Origin of the sequence: Corynebacterium sp. HMSC05D08 (assembly GCF_001807215.1) — a bacterium.
Taxonomy (GTDB): domain Bacteria; phylum Actinomycetota; class Actinomycetes; order Mycobacteriales; family Mycobacteriaceae; genus Corynebacterium; species Corynebacterium striatum.
On the sequence record NZ_KV788353.1, the window covers coordinates 18,095 to 36,072 of the forward strand.

Consider the following 17,978-nt stretch of genomic DNA (forward strand, 5'->3'; position numbering starts at 1 on the left):
TGTGAATGACTATATCTTAGTCGTCCTTGCCGCGGAAAGCAGCACGTGCACGTTCGCGGGTAACCGCGGACACGGCGGTCAGTGGGACGCCTGCCGGGCAGACGTCAGCGCACTCACCGTAAAGGGAGCAGTGACCGAAGCTCTGCTCAAGGTCGTCGACCATGTTGCGGGCGCGGCGGCCACGCTCTTCCTTGCCCAGCGGCATGAGGGAGAGGTGAACCAGCTTGGCGCCCGTGAACAGGTGTGCTGCACCGTTCGGGCAAGATGCCACGCAGGCACCACAGCCGATGCAGGCAGCGTGGTCGAGGGAGTACTCAGCGGTCTCGTGGTTGAGGTGCAGAGTATCTGCGTCCGGTGCGGTACCGGCGTCCATGGATACGTAGCCACCCTGCTCCATGACGTGGTCCAGCTTGGCGCGGTCCACGATCATGTCCTTGATGACGGGGTATGCAGCGGAACGGAATGGCTCCAGCTTGATGGTGTCGCCATCCTTGAACTGGAACAGGCGCTGCTGGCAGGCCGGGGTGTTCTGGCCAGGGCCGTGCGGACGGCCGTTAACCAGCAGGCCACAGGTACCACAGATGCCCTCACGGCAGTCAGAGGCAAATGCGAAAGGCTCGTTGCCAGCCTCGATCAGACCATCATTGACGTGGTCCAGCAGCTCCAGGATGGACATCTGCTCGGCGGCGTCAGCGACCTGAATGGTCTCGAACTTGCCTTCTTGCGTCGGTCCGGCTTGACGCCAGATCTCAAGTGTCAGTTTCATTACTTGTAGTTCCTTGTCATCAGCGGGATCGAATCAAAGTACAGAGGCTCTGCGTGGCGGATAAACTCGCCAGCGTTTGCACCCGGCTCCCAGGCGGAAACGAAGCACCAGTTCTCATCATCACGCTCAGCCTCGCCATCCTCAGAGAGGTGGTCGTCGCGGAAGTGCGCACCACAGGACTCATCGCGGTCCAGAGCGTCAACACACATGAGCTCGCCCAGGTCGATGTAGTCAGCAACGCGCAGACCGTACTCGAGAACCTGGTTCATGTCATTTGCATTGCCGGTGATGCGGACGTTTGCCCAGAACTCCTCACGCAGAGCGCGGACCTTGTCGATAGCAACTTTAAGGTCCTCGACGTTACGGGAAACGCCGCAGCCCCAGTACAGAATCTCGCCAAGCTGGCGGTGGTAGTAAGCCGGGCCGTGCGGGTTCTCGCCGCGAACGCTCATGAGGCGGTCGATGCGGGACTGCGCGCGCTCAACAGCCTGTGCTGCCTCTGCGGAATCCTCAGCCAGCTTGGCCTCACCGAGGTGGTGAGCCAAGTAGTTCGGGATGGTGAACGGCAGGGTGAACCAGCCGTCGACGGATGCGGACAGCAGGGAGTTAGCGCCCAGGCGGTTCGCACCGTGGTAGGTCCAAGAGCACTCACCGGCGGCGAACAGGCCGTCGATAGCGGTCATCTCGTTGAAGTCGGTCCACAGGCCACCCATGGTGAAGTGGCAGGTCGGTGCGATACGCATCGGGGTCTCGTATGCGGATTCGCCGATTGCCTCTTCATACATCTCGATGAGGTTGGAGTAACGCTCACGGATCTTGTCCTTGCCGAGGCGCTGGATAGCGTCACGGAAGTCCAGGTAAACGGAGTTGTGCAGCGGTCCGACGCCGAGGCCCTTGTTGATCTGCTGAGAGATCGCACGGGAAGCAACGTCACGCGGAACCAGGTTGCCGAAGGCCGGGTAGCGACGCTCCAGGAAGTAGTCGCGCTCCTCTTCCGGAATGTCGTTGGCGGGGCGGTCGTCGCCTTCCTTGATCGGGGACCAGATGCGGCCGTCGTTACGCAGGGACTCAGACATCAGAATGGTCTTGGACTGCCACTCGGAGTTGACCGGAAGACCCGTCGGGTGGAACTGGATGAATGCCGGGGAAGCAAGGTATGCGCCCTGCTCGTAGGCACGCATCATGGCACCAGCGTTGGAGTTCTTGGCCAGCGTAGACATGTGGTAGACGTTGCCGTAACCGCCGGTACCGAGGATAACTGCGTGGCCGGTGAAGGCCTTCAGCTCGCCGGTGATGAGGTTACGGGTGACGATGCCACCTGCGCGCTTCACACCATTGTCGTTGTAGGTGATGATGTCCTGCATGTCGTGGTGAGCAAAGAGCTCCACGTTGCCCAGACCGATCTGGCGGTACAGCGCCGAGGTGGTGGACAGCTGCAGCTGCTGACCTGTTTGACCACGGGTGTAGTAGGTACGAGAGACCTGCACACCACCGAAGGAGCGGGTAGCCAGGGTGCCGCCGTACTCACGGGCGAACGGCGCACCAATGGCGTTCATGTGGTCGATAACACGGACGGACTCGTAAGCTAGGCGCCAGCAGTCGGACTCGCGGCAACGGTAGTCGCCGCCCTTCACGGTGTCCTTGGTGTGGCGGTAAGCGGAGTCGTTGTCAACCTTCTTATGACGGGAAGAGTTAACACCACCCTGTGCAGCAATGGAGTGCGCACGACGTGGGGAGTCATGGTAGGTGAAGACCTTGACGTTGTAGCCCAGCTCGCCGAGGGCGGCAGCTGCAGAACCGGCCGCCAGACCGGTACCAACAACGACGATCTCGAACTTGCGGCGGTTCAGCGGGGAGACCAGCTCCATGTGGTCTTTCTGGTAGCTCCACATGTCCTTCATTGGGACGCCGTGTGGCTCGTGGGACTCCAGAATTCGGCCAGCGGTGACGCCAGGAACAATCGACGTCGGGTGCGAGAACGTTGGGTGCTCGCGCTTGAGTTCAGTGTTAGACATATTCAAAAGCTCCTTTAGCTGACCCAACCCAGGGCGATGGACAGCGGCATAACGATGTTTGCGATGCAAACGACTGCCGGAATGACATAGGCTAGGATCACGAAGACCTGACGCCACTTTGCACCGGTGATACCCAGGTCAGAAGCAGCCAGACGGATGCCGTGGGTCAGGTGCAGGAACAGGCAGCACATTGCCAGCACGTAGAAGATGGTGACAGGCCAGCGGCTGAAGGTGGCAATCATGTTTGCCTTAACCTCACCGTGGACGAATGCCTCAGGGGCAATCGGCTGCACACCCATCGTCAGATCCAGCAGGTGGAAGATGATGAACAGCAGCAGGACGGCACCGGTGACCAGCATGGTCTTGGTGGCAAAGGAATCCAGGCCACCCATGAGGTTGGTGCGCTTGAACTTACCGCGGGACTGCTTAGAACGGGCTGTCAGGGCAAATGCGCCATAGATGTGAGCGATAACGCAGGCGAGAAGGACGATGCGGATAATCCACAGCATGTGGCCATGCGGAATCAGCGGCTCGCCGAGTCCACGCAGGAATTCGCCGTAGATGTCCAGCGCCTCATCGCCGTCGTGAGCCGGCAAGTAAAGCTTCAGGTTGCCGGCCATGTGGCCAACAACGAAGAGCGCAAAGAACAGGCCCGTAACGGCCATGGTGAGCTTCAGTGCCCAGGTGGGAACGGAAGGCTTGGTACGAATTGCTTCATTAGTGATACGGCCGTGAGCGAGAGCTTCACGGTCAGGATTTTTTACAGACATGACACCTCCATAGTCGCTTTTACCTTACGCAGCCTTGTTCGCTGGCAACTAGTCAATTTGGGCCTTCTTTAGCCCGCCAAAGTGCCACTAAGCATTCCGTAGAAATTTCTTTAGGTAAGGATCGCCTAAAAACTAACTTTCGAAAAGCCGTTTACCTTGCATGCTGCCCTTTACGCAATACGGACGTTGCGAAATTCCCAGCAATTTATGAGGTTGATCACAGGCGACGATTCAAGTGACAGGGTTACCCCTTTAGGTGTCAAACTTTCGCAGGAGTCACACCACCCACACCCCACGCAAAATACCCCCAGTCGCAGGGTCGTTAAGAAGCTTCACACAAACTTTGCAAAAATCCTGTTACGACCGGGCCTGCGCCGGTAACCTTTCTCACATGAGCAAGACATACGTGGGTTCGCGCCTTCGCCAACTGCGGCGCGAAAGGGACCTTAGCCAAGCTTCCCTAGCAGCTACGCTAGGCCTTTCGGCCAGCTACGTGAATCAAATCGAACACGATGTTCGCCCATTAACGGTACCTGTCTTACTCCGAATAACGGAAGTCTTCGGTGTCGACGCCACGTTCTTCTCACGCGACGACGATTCACGCCTCCTCGCGGAAATCCAAGACGTAATTCAAGACAAGGAGCTCTGCCCCTCCCCCGTTGAGCTCCAGGAGCTCTCTGAATTGGTCTATAACCACCCCACGGTGGCACGAACCCTCGTGGACATCCACCGTCGCTATCGCAATGTGCGCGACAAGCTCTCACTGGCTACCGATAGCCGGCGCACTGCTGGCACCCAAGCCTTATCCATGCCGCACGACGAAGTCCGCGACTTCTTCTACGCTCGCCAGAACTATCTTGACGAGCTTGATCTACACGCCGAGGCCCTTGCCTCCAAGCTCAACGTTTCCCAGTTCCGCATCCGTGACACAGAGGCCGCCCTAGCCGTGCGCCTCACCGAAAAGCACGGGGTGGAGATCCTCACCACACCCCAAATGGACGGAACGCTGCACCGCTTTGATTCCGAAGAGGGAACGTTCCGTCTCGCCAGCCGCCTTACTGAAGGCCAGCGCGCATTCCGTATGGCGGCGGAGCTAGGGTTCCTAGAAGCCGGCTCGCTTATCGACGCCCTCGTCGACGAAGAGCCCTTCACCTCAGAGGCCTCACGTAACTTGGCTAAGCGCGGCATCGCCAGCTACTTCGCAGCGGCCACCATCCTGCCATACACGACTATTCACGCAGAGGCCGAGCAATCTGGATACGACCTTGAGTACTTGTGCCAGGTCTTCGGCGTGGGCTACGAGACGGTTGCGTCTCGTCTTTCAACCCTCCAGCGCCCAAACAAGCGAGGCATTCCTTTTACTTTTGTGCGCGTTGACCGTGCAGGAAACATGTCCAAGCGCCAATCAGCCACGGGCGTTCACTTTTCCAACTCTGGCGGCACCTGCCCGTTGTGGAATATTTACGAGACCTTCTCTAAACCCGGCGTAATCTCCCGCCAAGTGGCCCAAATGCCCGATGGCCGTAATTACTTGTGGATCTCTCGTTCGGTGCAGCATCACCAGGGCCGCTATGGCGATACGAATAAGCTCTTCGCTATTGGCTTAGGATGCGAAGCTCGCCACGCAGACCGCACGGTGTACGCCGAGGGGCTTGATTTAGGCGACCTCTCTGCAGCAACACCAATTGGCAATGGCTGCCGAACCTGCCCGCGTGCGAACTGCGCACAGCGCGCTTTCCCTGCTATCAACGAGACGCTAAATATCGACGCCCACCGCTCTTCCGTAGCCCCCTACTAAGCACGCGACATCCCGGGCTTGCGGCGCCGCGCTTCGCTGCCGGAACGCAAATACCCAGCCCTGAAAGACAAGACCTCGTGGTCGTACAAGCATCCCGTTTGTTCTCGCGGGATCGCCACCAGCAGGTCTGTGTTTCCAGGGCTGGGTATTTGCCAGAAGATGCAGAAAAGGCCCCCTCGCGGGGGCCTTAACGCAAAAAGCGCTTAGAGGTTAATCATGTGGCCGCCGATGCCCTCGGCAGCTTCCTTCATGGCCTCAGAAAGCGTCGGGTGGGTGTGGATGTTGCGTCCGATTTCCTCTGCGGTGAGGTCGAAACGCTGTGCCAGCGTGAGCTCCGGCAGGAGCTCGGAGACGTTGGAACCAACCATGTGGCCACCGATGAGTTCGCCGTACTCGCCATCAGCGATGAGCTTGACGAAGCCGGCGGTCTCGTTGAGACCAGCAGCCTTACCGTTTGCGGAGAACGGGAAGGTAGCGACCTTGATCTCGCGGTCAGCAAACTTCTCCCGTGCCTGCTCCTCGGTGTAGCCGAAGGAAGCAACCTGCGGGTTGCAGAAGGTAGCACGTGGCATGTTCATGTAGTCACCCAGCAGCTGGGTCTCAGCGCCCGCGATGACCTCAGCGGCAACAACGCCCTGTGCCTCAGCCACGTGTGCGAGCTGCAGCTTCGCGGTGACGTCGCCAATAGCGTAGATGCCCGGAACGTTGGTGCGCATGTAGTCGTCGATCGCGATTGCACCGCGCTCGGTGAGCTCAACACCGGTGTTCTCCAAGCCGAAGCCCTCCACGCGAGGTGCGAAACCGATGGAGACCATGCAGCGGTCAACGGTCAGGGTGTCGGTCTTGGAGCCGTCCTTGGACTCGACCTCAACGGTGACGTTGTCACCGTTGTCCTTGATGGAGGTGGTCTTGAAGCCGGTCAGCAGCTTCACACCAAGCTTCTTGTACTGCTTAGCAATCTCCTTGGAGACGTCCTTGTCCTCGTTCGGCAGAACGCGGTCCATGAACTCGACGATGGTGACGTCCACGCCGTAGTTAGCCAGGACGTATGCGAACTCCATGCCGATTGCGCCGGCACCCACGATGACCATGGACTTCGGAGCCTCGTCCTTCAGGATCTGCTCCTCAAAGGAAACGATGTTGCCGCCGATTTCGACGCCCGGGAGGGACCGAACGACGGAGCCGGTTGCGATGATGCAGTTGTCGAAGGTGACGGTCTTACCCTTGTCATCACCCTCTGTGATTTCAATGGTCTTTGCGTCCTTGAAGGAGCCAAGGCCGTTGATCTCGGTGATCTTGTTCTTCTTCATCAGGTAGTGGACACCTTTGACGATGCCCTCAGAGACCTTGCGGGAGCGCTTGTGAGCAACACCGAAGTCGAAGGAGACATCACCAGAAATGCCGAAAGCCTTAGCCTCATGGTTGAAGGTGTATGCAACCTCGGCGTTCTTCAACAACGCCTTGGACGGGATGCAGCCAACGTTGAGGCAGACGCCTCCCCAGTACTGCTTCTCAATGACAGCAACCTTCTTACCGAGCTGGGCTGCGCGGATGGCGGACACGTAGCCGCCGGGGCCCGCGCCGAGTACTACAACGTCATAATGTTCATTAGTCACGCATATAAGAATACGTAACTTCGTGCGCTGTGTCTCTCTCCCCCCGCGATTGTGTGCATGGGCGAGAGATGGGGACGTCGGCAAGCATGTGCTCCCCACCAACGATGAGCAAAAAAGAACCCGCCTCCGGACCTATATATAGGCACCGTGGCGGGGGCAGCGTTGGCTAATTTAGAACAGCCCCATGGCCAATGCCGCGTTGGAGGACATGGAGGAACCAGCGTGGATCCAGCCACCGAGGATGTTGTTGATCATGACGAGAAGGGTATCAAAAGCGTTCATTGAGCTTCACTTTCTATTGTTTCTGGCTGATTTAGGTGCAGGCCACACGCCCAAGGGGTGGGCCGCAGACCGGGTTGCACATATATTAACGGGCTTTCATGCGACGTCGTTACGTGCCACATGGTTTCCGACGCAGAAGATTATGACACAAAAACCACCCCCACACCACTGCTAACTTCAATAACTTCACGAGAGTCCTATGATCATTGCCCACTATCATCGACAGGCAAACCCCGAAAGTCACTACAAGACACTGCCACCTAGCAATTTGTGCAGCTTAGCCAGCCTTGACCGACACGCTACACAAAAGGCATTCCCCCAAGCCGCCGTTTTGAAACAGTAAAATTCATCGGAAATTGTTAACGAATACGAAGCGGTCGCCGATATCCCAGTTACCGAATGGCTTACTGAACTGAGATTGTTTACCCCTACTGGCTCCGCACGGTAGACCAGACAGCATGAACACAGTAAGCTCTCCTTGTCACTCTTCAGATGTTGGAAAGAAGCCAATGAAGCGAATTAGCACTATCATCGCAGCAGCAGCCATCGCTGCTGGCACTCTCACTGCACCTGCCGCAGGTGCTGCAACCCTCACCCCACAGCAGGTAGCTGGCGAGACCACCCTCTCGGAGGTCTCCGATCTGCAGGTCACCCCAGAGGTAGAAGCAACCAAGTGGTTCCAGAAGTACAAGGACGATGCACGCGTCCTGAAGCTCCAGGCCACCTCCCCTGCTATGAACGGCCGCGTTGTTCCTTTGGCAGTGATCCGTGCGAAGGACGCTAACCGCCCAACCATCTACCTGCTCAATGGTGCAGGTTCCGCTGAGCAGGATTCTGACTGGCTAAACCTGTCCCAGGCCGTTGACTTCTACTCCCAGAAGAACGTCAACGTCGTCGTTCCGCAGGCCGGCGCTTTCTCCTACTACACCGACTGGGAGCAGGAGCCGAACGGCAGCTACCTCTCCGGCCCGCAGAAGTGGGAGACCTTCCTGACCAAGGAGCTGCCGACCGCCCTCGAGGGCCGCCTGCAGGCTTCCAACAAGCGTGCCGTTGCGGGTATGTCCATGTCCGCAACCTCCTCCCTCCTCTTCGCTCAGCACAACCAGGGCTTCTACGATGCAGTAGGCTCCTTCGCTGGCTGTGCCGCTACCTCCACCCCGCTGGAGCACCAGTTCCTGCGCCTAACCGTTAACCGTGGCGGCGCTGAGCCGGAGCAGATGTGGGGCCAAATGGGCTCCGAGAACAACCGTCACAACGATGCCCTGCTCAACTCCGAGAAGCTGCGCGGCACTGCTCTCTACGTTTCCTCCGCAACCGGTCTCGCTGGTGAGACCGACACCTCTTCTTACTACACCGCGCAGGGCATGAACCCAGCCGTTGCACTCATGGGCTCTGCCCAGCTGCAGGTCGAGGGCGGCATCATTGAGGCTGCAGTCAACCACTGCACCCACAATCTGAAGGCAAAGCTGGACAAGCAGCAGATTCCTGCAACCTTCAACTTCCGCAACGTCGGCACCCACTCTTGGCCGGGCTGGCGCGAAGACATTGAGAAGTCCTGGCCGGTATTTGAGGCAGCACTTAACTCCTAGGCTTTCTCGAATAGGGCTTTAGACCTTAAGGGCGGTAGGATCGCAGCATTATGAAGCTGCTTTCCACCGCCCTTTCGCATGTCACCTCAACCGCTGGTCAACTCTCCGAGCACCGCGACGAGTACACCGGTATTGCGTTTAATTTAGGCTTCGAGGTGCTCCACTACGACTTGGACCTCACCTACCGCGTGGAGCCCAACATGCTGCAGGGCGTGGCGGTGCTGCACATGCGCGCACTTGACGACGTCTACAAGCTCACCCTTGATCTTGGTGGCGCCATGGTGGCACGCCGTATCACGGCTAAAAATGCACCACGCGTGGCGAAGTTCCGGCAATCCACTGGCAAGTTGCGCATCAGTTTCGCCGAGACCGTGGAGGAAGGCACCGAGTTTGAGCTCCACATCCGCTACGGCGGCTCCCCGCGCCCGATTCGCACCCCATGGGGCGAGCTGGGGTGGGAGGAGACCGAGTCAGGATCCCTGGTGGCTAGCCAGCCCAACGGCGCTCCCAGCTGGTTCCCGTGCGATGACACCCCGAGCGAGAAGGCCACCTACGATATTCGGATTACCGCAGATGATCCGTTCCGTGTTATTTCTAACGGCAAATTGGTCTCCCGCAAGCAGGCCAGCGGTTCCACAACGACCTGGCATTACCGCACCGAGCACCCCATGGCCACTTACCTCGCCACGGTGCAGGTTGGTGAATTTGTGGAGATTGATTTGGGCAAGCACGTTCGCGCATGGGCCCCGACGCAGCTCAAAGAGGCGGTCAAGCGCGAATTCGCACAGCAACACGAAATGTTGAAGTTCTACGCCGATTGCTTTGGCAGTTACCCATTCGACGAATACCAGGTCGTCATTACCGAGGACGAGTTAGAGATTCCGCTGGAGGCCCAGGGACTTTCTATTTTCGGCTCGAACCATGTCTCGGCTACCTTTGAGCGTCTCATCGCTCACGAGCTATCCCATCAATGGTTTGGTAATTCGGTGGGACTTACAGAATGGAAAGACATTTGGCTTAATGAGGGCTTTGCCTGCTACTGCGAGTGGCTGTGGATGGAGCACGCGCACGACCAGCCTGCGCATGATTCGGCGCGTTCCCACTACAACGTCTTGGCACGCAAAAAGCAGGACCTTAAGCTTTCCAATCCCGGCACACGCGACATGTTCGATGACCGCGTATACAAACGTGGGGCCCTCACGGTTCACGCTTTACGCCGCCTGCTTGGCGACGTCGCCTTTTTCCGCGCCGTCCGCTCCTATGTAAAGGCCAGCCAGCATAACGTCGTTAGTCCTGCGAATCTCATTGAACGCCTGCACGCAGAGAGCGAGGATCCAGCTGCCGTGGACGCGCTGCTTGAGCAGTGGCTGGATCACACGGCGCTACCCAAATTCCCCGCATAGCTCGTCACATAACTGTCTACCCTTACTGGGTGTTTAATTCGAAAAGTTTTTCTACTTCCCCATTGACACCCCTTTAGGATTCGATATAATAGAACATGTAATCGAATACGGGGATTCGAGAGGGGGACGGACACAATGCAAGACAAGCATGAGGCAATAATTTCCACAATCAATAGCATTACGAGCTCGCTAACTTCACTGCGAGAGCTCTTGAAGGATCCCTCTGATGTCTACTTTGGGCGCCTCCACCCTGCTTTTGAGCATCTCGAAACCGTAATGAGTAAGAAGACCACCGTGGATGCGGCATTCGCGTTCATTGCCGCGCGCGATGATGCTGGGCGCGTGGTGGGGTCAAGCAAGCCGGAAGACTACCTCACGGCGAGACTCGGCCTCACTTACGCCGAAGCTCAGTCACGGATAAAGACGGGGCAATCACTTTTTGCGCCGCTTGCTGAGGTCTCCCCTTCTGAATCTGCACCGTCTGAAACGCTGCCAGTGGGCGAGGAAGCTAGCGACGAAGAGCGCAAGCGAGAAGAGGCTGCTCGCGAGCGTGATCGGCGGGAGCGCGCGGCAGCCGAAAAGCGGCGCCGTCAGATGCTCGAGGAAGATGCCGCGCGCGAAAAGACCATCGCGCTTATCGAGCGCGAATTGGAACACCTCACTGAGGGCGCGACGCCTGGGCCGCAAGAATTGCGCCAACAAGCCTTGGAGAGGTCCCGCGAGCTTTCCCATACGGCTTTGCGGGATTGGCTGCGCAACGCTATCCGTCAGGCCAACAAATCGGTTTCGGATGTGGATGCGGTCTTTAAGAAGCGCCGCTTGCGCATTTCCCAGCCAGATGCCGACGGAGGCGTGTTCATCAGCGGCTATGTCGATGCTGCTACTGCGGCGATGCTCAAGGCTGCTTTCGCACCAGCCCGCCATCAGGGCGGACCAAATGTCCCCGCCGAGGAAGACTCGCGCACTTATTCGCAGCGCATGGCGGATCAGCTGGCGGCAATAGTGCACGACTACTTGGAGTCGAAGCAGCACACTAACGGCGGAGTAGGTTCCCTGCTCATCACCACCACGTTGAGCGAGTTGGAGGAGATGGATTCTTCCACGAGGTTCGCCACCAACACAGGAGTGGAGCTTTCCCCGCTCGACCTGTTGCGCATAGGAGCTGCATCGCATGACTTTATCTGCGCAGTAGATGACAAAGGTTTCCCGCTGGAACTTGGCCGCTGCAAGCGCAGCGCAAGCCTCTATCAACGGATTGCTTTGGCGGCATCAGAGCTGGTGTGCTCGCGGCCGGGATGTGATAAGCCCTGGGTCGAATGCGATGTCCACCATATTCATGCTTGGGCAGCCGGTGGGACCACGGACTTACGGAACTTAACGCTCCAATGCAGAGGTCATCATGTTGATAACAATGACCAACGGGACGGGGCCAGAAATATGGGTCATGCGGAACGATGCCCCAAAACAGGAAGAGTGGGTTATCGCCCCGCAGGTTCGGGGCAGATCTTTCTCAATGACAGTCCGGCTGCGCAAAAAGCTCCAGCGCGCAAACTCAGTGCCTAACCGCAGGACAAGTGTGTCTTGCGGGAGGGCAACGCTGGCGTTTTGCTCCGGAGCTGAGGAAGGATAGGAACGGTGGCCTAAACTTGGTAGCCATGCACAGAATGCTCGTCACAGGTGGCGCCGGATTCATCGGCGCAAACTTCGTTCGTCTCGTAGCTAAGGAGCGGCCGGAGGTGGAAATCACGGTCCTCGACAAGCTCACTTACGCCGGCAATCGCGCGAACCTTGAGGGAGTCGAGGCACGGCTAGTGGTCGGTGATATCGCTGACGCCGTGTTGGTAGACGAGCTAGTGGCGCAGTCGGACGTAGTCGTTCACTTCGCCGCTGAGTCGCACAATGACAACTCGCTGCGGGACCCTTCCCCCTTCATTCAGACCAATGTGGTGGGAACGTTCACACTGCTCGAGGCGTGCCGCAAGCATGACGTGCGATTCCACCACGTGTCCACCGATGAGGTTTTCGGCGACCTTGAAATCGGCGCTGACACGAAATTCACGGAGTCCACTCCGTACAACCCTTCCTCGCCGTACTCGGCTTCCAAGGCCGGCTCGGACCATCTCGTGCGTGCTTGGGTGCGCAGCTTCGGTCTGCGGGCGACCATCTCCAACTGCTCCAATAACTATGGCCCGTACCAGCACGTGGAGAAATTCATTCCGCGGCAGATCACCAACTTATTGGATGATCAGCCCGCAAAGCTTTATGGCACCGGCGAGCAAGTGCGCGATTGGATTCACGTCGATGATCACAACGCGGCAGTGCTGGCCATTTTGGATCGTGGCGAAATCGGTGAAACCTACAACATCGGTGCCGACCAGAAAGACATCAACAACAAAGAAGTCATCGAAGTGATCTGCGAGATCATGGGAGCTACTGACGAAACTGGTAAGGCCCGCTACGAGCACGTGGCAGATAGGCCGGGCCACGACCAACGCTATGCCATGGACGCCTCGAAACTGCGCCGCGAGCTCGGCTGGGTCCCGCGCTACACGGACCTCCGCGTGGGGCTTGAGCAAACAATCACGTGGTACCACGACAATGAGCAGTGGTGGCGTCCGGTGAAGGGCGACGTAGAGAAGCACTACGCGCAGCAAGGACAATAAGGGGCAATCATGCAGATCGAGAAGACAGCCATTGAAGGCCTGCTCATCCTGGAACTGGATGTGCACAGCGACAACCGTGGCTGGTTCAAGGAGAATTGGCAGCGCGCCAAGATGCTGGATGCCGGGCTGCCGGACTTTCAGCCGGTGCAGAACAACGTTTCTTTCAACGCCGCGAGGGGCGTGACTCGCGGCCTCCACGCCGAACCATGGGACAAGCTGGTGAGCATCGCCCATGGCAAAGTTTTTGGCGCGTGGTGCGACGTGCGCGAGGGCTCTCCGACCTACGGCGAGCTGGTCACTCACGAAATTGGGCCGGAGACCGCCGTCTTTGTGCCCTGGGGCGTGGCCAACGGTTTCCAGGCGCTGGAGGAAACCGCCTATTCTTACCTCGTCAATGACCACTGGTCACCGGATGCGGAGTACACGTTCGTGAATCTGGACATGGTGGATTGGCCGCTCGAACCCACGGAGATCTCTGACAAAGACCGGAATCACCCGCGCCTTGCCGACGTCACCCCCATGGCCCCGCGCAAAGTATTGGTCACCGGTGCAAACGGCCAACTGGGGCGCGCGCTGCGCCAGGTGTTGCCCCACGCTGAGTTCTGTGCACGCGAGGACTTCGATATCTGCAACCCACCTGAGCGCCATTGGCGGCACTACTCCGCAATCATCAACTGCGCTGCCTACAACGACGTCAATGGGGCCGAGTCCGACCGCGCCCACGCCTGGGAAGTCAACGCCCTAGCGCCCGCTAAGCTCGCGCGCATCGCCGCGGAGAACAACCTGACCTTGGTGCATGTCTCGAGCGACTACATCTTCGACGGTTCCCAGAAAATCCACATCGAGGAGGAAACACCCAGCCCGTTGAGCCTGTATGGGGCGTCGAAGGCGGCAGGTGAGGCGTCGGCAAGCGTGGCGCCAAAGCACTACATCGTGCGCACCTCCTGGGTCTTTGGGGACGGCAATAACTTCGTCAAGACCATGGCGCGGCTTGCCAAACAGGGCGTGGAACCGAAGGTGATCCATGACCAGCACGGGCGGCCGACCTTCGCCGAGGACCTAGCCAAGGGCATCGCTCACCTGCTCAAGGTGCAGGCACCCTACGGCATCTACAACATATCCTCCGGGGGCGACAGCGTAGGCCGCGACGAAATCGCGATGGCCACGTTCATCGGGCTCGGCCACGACCCTTCCGAGGTCCACCCGGTCAGCGCCGAGGAATACGGCGATGAGCCCGCGCAGCGTCCGCTGGAGTCCACGCTGGATTTGTCCAAGATTGAGGCCACCGGCTTTAGCCCTATGAACTGGCGCGCGGCGATTGCGCTGTACCTCGCGCTCTACTCGCTGGATTAAGGTTGAATTCATGAAAGGCATCATCCTCGCTGGCGGTTCAGGCACGCGCCTCTACCCCATCACCAAGGGCATCTCGAAGCAGCTCATGCCGATCTACGACAAGCCCATGGTCTATTACCCGCTGAGCACTCTCATCCAGGCGGGCATCCGGGAGATCCTCATCATCACCACGCCGGAGGATTCGGCATCCTTTGAACGCCTGCTTGGCGACGGCTCCCAGCTCGGCCTCATGCTCTCCTACGCGGTGCAGCCACAGCCGGAGGGCCTGGCGCAGGCTTTCCTCATCGCGGAGGACTTCATCGGGGATGACTCGGTGGCGCTCGTTCTGGGCGACAACATCTTCGAAGGCCACGGCTTTGCCACCGCGCTGGGGCAGTGCCGCAATCCGGAGGGCGGCATCATCTTCGCCTACGAGGTTTCTGATCCGCAGCGCTATGGCGTGGTGGACTTCGACGCCGACGGCAATGCGCTCTCGATTGAGGAGAAGCCGGAAAGGCCCAAGTCCAACCATGCGGTGGTGGGCCTATATTTCTACGACAACTCCGTTGTTGAGATCGCCAAGTCTATCGAGCCCAGCGCCCGCGGGGAGCTAGAAATCACCGCGGTCAACGAGGAATACCTGCGGCGCGGGCAGCTGCGCGTACAGCGCATGCAGCGCGGCGACGTATGGCTGGATACCGGCACCGTGGACTCCATGAGCGAGGCCTCCGCCTACGTCGAGGTCATGCAAAAGCGCACCGGCACGGTGATTGGCTCACCCGAGGTGGCGGCCTACCACGAGGGTTTCATCTCCCGGCAGGCCTTGGCCGCGCTCGCCGATCCGCTCATGAAATCAGGCTATGGCGCCTATCTGGTGGACGCAGCGAGCGAGGGCTAACTAATAGCCGCGGGCCACGTACTCGTCGATGCGGGCAGCCTCTGCCCCTACCGTGGTTTCATCGCCGTGACCTGGCAGGACACGAGTCTCCGGGGGCAGGTGGAACACGACGTTACGCAGCGACTCGATGATGACGTCGAAGTCGGAGTACTTGCGGCCGGTAGCACCGGGCCCGCCATTGAAGAGGGTGTCTCCGGAGAGTAGAACGCCGTCGGATGGCAGGTGCAAGACCACACAGCCCGGGGAGTGACCTGGGGTGTGGAACACCGTGATGTCCTCGCCGCTGACCTGGAACTGCTGGTTATCCGCCAGCGGGGTGAAAGGCGCACCGCCGTTGGACTCCTCCCACAGCATCTCATCGTCGGGGTGGAGATAAACCTCGGCTCTAAAGCGCTCGGCGGCCGCGGGCGCGAGGTCACAGTGGTCGTTGTGGGCGTGAGTGAGGAGGATGCCCTTGACGGGGCGGTCGCCAACCATGTCGGCCACTGCGTCTAGGTCGTGAGAAGGGTCCACCACGTAAACGCCGGAGGCATCGCCGATGACGTAGACGTTATTATCCACGTCCCACTCCCCGCCGTCGAGGCGGAACTTACCCGAGGTCACTACCTTATCGATCTGCATCTTTGCTCCTTCTTGATTGCACCCTAGCGGTTTACGCGAACTCTACGACAGAACGCAGAACCTTGCCGGACTTCATGGTGGTGAAGGCTTCCTCGACGTCGTCAAGCGCAATGCGCTCCGAAACGAACTTGTCCAGCGGGAACTGCCCATTGCGGTGCAAGGAGACGTAGGCCGGGAAGTCGCGCTCCGGGAGGCAATCACCGTACCACGCCGGCTTGATGGAACCCCCGCGGCCGTACAGGTCGATGGCCGGGATATCCACGTGATCCGTGAGGTTCGGCACGCCCACCATGACCATGCGGCCGGCGTGATCGCGGGAGTAGAAAGCCTGGCGCCAGGTCGGCTGAATGCCCACTGCATCGATGGTGACGTCGGTGCCGAAGCCCTCGGTGAGGTTGCGGACGGCCTCGACGACCTCGTCCTCGCTCAAATCCTTGGTGTTAATGGTGTCGGTGGCGCCGAACTCGCGGGCGGTTTCCAGCTTGGATTCGTCAATGTCCACCGCGATGATCTTCGCAGCACCTGCCAGCTTGGCTCCTGCGATGGCCGCAGTGCCCACGCCGCCGCAGCCGAATACGGCGACGGACTCGCCTAGCTGGATGTCGGCGGTATTAACCGCAGCGCCCAGGCCTGCCATGATGCCGCAGCCGAGCAGGCCAGCGGCGGCAGGATCCTCGCCTGGATCCACCTTGGTGCACTGACCCTCGTGAACCAGGGTCTTCTCCGCGAAGGACCCGATGCCGAGCGCTGGGGTCAGCTCCGTGCCGGCGTCCTGGTCGCCTTCGGCCAGACGCATCTTCGCGGAAGCATTATGGGTGTTAAAGCAGTACTTCGGCTCACCCTTCTTGCAGGCGCGGCACTCGCCGCACACGGCGCGCCAGTTCAGGATGACGAAGTCACCGACCTCCACGTGGGTTACGTCGGAGCCCACGCGCTCGACGACGCCCGCAGCCTCATGGCCAAGCAGGAACGGGAAGGCATCTTCGATGTCGCCGTCGCGGTAGGCCAGGTCGGTGTGACACACACCGCAGGCCTGAACTTTTACGATGACGTCGTTTGCGCCCGGCTCGGGCACGACGATGTCAACGGTCTCTACTGGTGCGCCCTTGGAACGGGCGATTACTGCTTTAACGATTGTTTCACTCATGCGGCCGAGCCTACACGGATTTTCAGCAAGACCGCACTAATGAAAATGTCTTTCAGAATCTAGGATGCGGCAATAACGTTTGCCGCATGCTCGTGACCGCGCTGGTTGATGTGCAGCGGCAGATTGCCGTCGCCGGCAGTAAAGTCCACAAGACCAGCCCACATGCGCTGATCCGCGTTCGCACACATGCCGTTATTACGGGAAGAAGGCTTCATGTCGAGAAATTCGACACCCGTACGGGACGCAAGGTCAACCTGCATCCACTGGGCTGCATTCTCCCAGCCTTCCACCTGCGGAAGGTAGGTGCGATCCGCCGGAGTTGGGCCAACGTGCAGCAAGCAATAGCTCCCCGCGGAACCAATGGTCGGATAGCCCACAATCTGAATACGCGCGTTCGGCGCAGCGGCACGAATGCGGTTAATCAAAGGTGCATTCGCATCAACAAAGCGGCGACGCAGCTCGCCCTCGCTCATTCCGGGGTTGTTGTAGGTGTCATTGAAACCGGTGGTGTAGAGAACTCGACGCGTCTCACCGCTGAGCGCCCCCGTCTGGATAGCACGGTCCACCTGGGAGAACATCTGCGGCCCAGGGGAGAAGGAAACGGCGCCGGAGCAGGAGAAATCAGCGACCGGCAGGCCCAACTTCGCGCCGGTGCGCTTTGCAAAGTTATTGGACTGCGGGCAATTCACACCACCAGCACTTTGAGAGCTCAGACGCGCCTGCAGGTAGGCTCCCACATCAGGGTCCGCCAAAACGGAGTCACCGAAAGCCACCAAGTTACGCTCAGCCGCAACCGCCTGCGGCACCTGGCCAACCCCCACCGCAACAAACATAGCGGCGGCGACAGCAGCCACCTTCTTCTTCAGCTTCATTAGATTCCTCTCAAAATTTGTCGCACATTATCCTAGCGCAACCTGGATGCCCGTCCAGTTGACCGCCAGGAATCCGGATATTCAGAAAATGTGTTTAGAATCAAAAGTATCCTACGCTACTTTACGGTAACTTCTGTAACACTAGCGACATTTGACCCCTTCAGAGCAACGGTTAGCCCTGAAAATACGATAGAGAAGCGAATAGC

General features: G+C 59.0%; 14 protein-coding genes. 7 read left to right on the top strand and 7 right to left on the bottom strand.

Annotation, left to right across the window (positions count from 1 at the left end; genetic code table 11):
* Window positions 1-16: 16 nt before the first annotated feature.
* Genes HMPREF3148_RS10685 through HMPREF3148_RS10695 form a run of 3 tightly spaced genes read right to left on the bottom strand, consistent with a single transcriptional unit; the run spans window position 17 to window position 3,551 of the window.
* Window positions 17-766 (bottom strand): succinate dehydrogenase/fumarate reductase iron-sulfur subunit, encoded by a 750-nt coding sequence (locus HMPREF3148_RS10685; RefSeq protein ID WP_049151245.1) that lies wholly within the window; start codon window positions 764-766, stop codon window positions 17-19.
* Window positions 766-2,781 carry a fumarate reductase/succinate dehydrogenase flavoprotein subunit gene (locus tag HMPREF3148_RS10690; protein WP_049062448.1) on the bottom strand — a complete coding sequence of 672 codons (2,016 nt, stop codon included), beginning with the start codon at window positions 2,779-2,781 and terminating at the stop codon, window positions 766-768. Before HMPREF3148_RS10690 ends, HMPREF3148_RS10685 begins: the two co-directional genes overlap by 1 nt.
* Before the next feature lie 14 nt (window positions 2,782-2,795).
* Entirely contained in the window at window positions 2,796-3,551 is a 756-nt protein-coding gene (locus HMPREF3148_RS10695) for a succinate dehydrogenase cytochrome b subunit (RefSeq protein WP_005531187.1), read from the bottom strand.
* Window positions 3,552-3,942: 391 nt separating this feature from the next.
* Here HMPREF3148_RS10695 and ramB point away from each other — a divergent pair, with 391 nt between their 5' ends.
* The gene (ramB, locus tag HMPREF3148_RS10700; protein ID WP_005531188.1) at window positions 3,943-5,349 is read left to right on the top strand and encodes an acetate metabolism transcriptional regulator RamB; all 1,407 of its coding nucleotides are present in this window, start codon (window positions 3,943-3,945) and stop codon (window positions 5,347-5,349) included.
* 203 nt (window positions 5,350-5,552) lie between these two features.
* Here ramB and lpdA read toward each other — a convergent pair whose 3' ends face one another.
* Window positions 5,553-6,965 carry a dihydrolipoyl dehydrogenase gene (lpdA, locus tag HMPREF3148_RS10705; protein ID WP_049062449.1) on the bottom strand — a complete coding sequence of 471 codons (1,413 nt, stop codon included), beginning with the start codon at window positions 6,963-6,965 and terminating at the stop codon, window positions 5,553-5,555.
* Between the two features lie 791 nt (window positions 6,966-7,756).
* On the opposite strand from lpdA, the gene HMPREF3148_RS10710 reads away from it, so the two are divergent.
* From HMPREF3148_RS10710 to rfbA, 6 genes are all read left to right on the top strand, one after another.
* Entirely contained in the window at window positions 7,757-8,836 is a 1,080-nt protein-coding gene (locus tag HMPREF3148_RS10710; protein ID WP_005531191.1) for an alpha/beta hydrolase, read from the top strand.
* A gap of 50 nt (window positions 8,837-8,886) precedes the next feature.
* Complete coding sequence (locus tag HMPREF3148_RS10715; protein WP_049062450.1) at window positions 8,887-10,239, top strand: M1 family metallopeptidase; 1,353 nt, start codon at window positions 8,887-8,889, stop codon at window positions 10,237-10,239.
* A 276-nt stretch (window positions 10,240-10,515) separates the two neighbouring features.
* Entirely contained in the window at window positions 10,516-11,802 is a 1,287-nt protein-coding gene (locus tag HMPREF3148_RS10720) for an HNH endonuclease signature motif containing protein (RefSeq protein ID WP_236081524.1), read from the top strand.
* A gap of 92 nt (window positions 11,803-11,894) precedes the next feature.
* Window positions 11,895-12,902 carry a dTDP-glucose 4,6-dehydratase gene (rfbB, locus tag HMPREF3148_RS10725; RefSeq protein ID WP_049062452.1) on the top strand — a complete coding sequence of 336 codons (1,008 nt, stop codon included), beginning with the start codon at window positions 11,895-11,897 and terminating at the stop codon, window positions 12,900-12,902.
* A 9-nt stretch (window positions 12,903-12,911) separates the two neighbouring features.
* Complete coding sequence (rfbD, locus tag HMPREF3148_RS10730; RefSeq protein ID WP_049151251.1) at window positions 12,912-14,255, top strand: dTDP-4-dehydrorhamnose reductase; 1,344 nt, start codon at window positions 12,912-12,914, stop codon at window positions 14,253-14,255.
* A 10-nt stretch (window positions 14,256-14,265) separates the two neighbouring features.
* Complete coding sequence (gene rfbA, locus HMPREF3148_RS10735) at window positions 14,266-15,132, top strand: glucose-1-phosphate thymidylyltransferase RfbA (RefSeq protein WP_005531200.1); 867 nt, start codon at window positions 14,266-14,268, stop codon at window positions 15,130-15,132.
* Here rfbA and HMPREF3148_RS10740 read toward each other — a convergent pair whose 3' ends face one another.
* Genes HMPREF3148_RS10740 through HMPREF3148_RS10750 form a run of 3 tightly spaced genes read right to left on the bottom strand, consistent with a single transcriptional unit; the run spans window position 15,133 to window position 17,772 of the window.
* Window positions 15,133-15,753, bottom strand: coding sequence for an MBL fold metallo-hydrolase (locus tag HMPREF3148_RS10740; RefSeq protein WP_005531203.1), 621 nt, complete (start codon window positions 15,751-15,753; stop codon window positions 15,133-15,135). It lies immediately after the preceding gene.
* Between the two features lie 31 nt (window positions 15,754-15,784).
* A complete protein-coding gene (locus tag HMPREF3148_RS10745) occupies window positions 15,785-16,900 on the bottom strand; it encodes an S-(hydroxymethyl)mycothiol dehydrogenase (protein WP_049151256.1) in 1,116 nt (371 codons plus the stop codon).
* Window positions 16,901-16,959: 59 nt separating this feature from the next.
* Entirely contained in the window at window positions 16,960-17,772 is an 813-nt protein-coding gene (locus tag HMPREF3148_RS10750; RefSeq protein ID WP_005531218.1) for a GDSL-type esterase/lipase family protein, read from the bottom strand.
* Window positions 17,773-17,978: the final 206 nt, after the last annotated feature.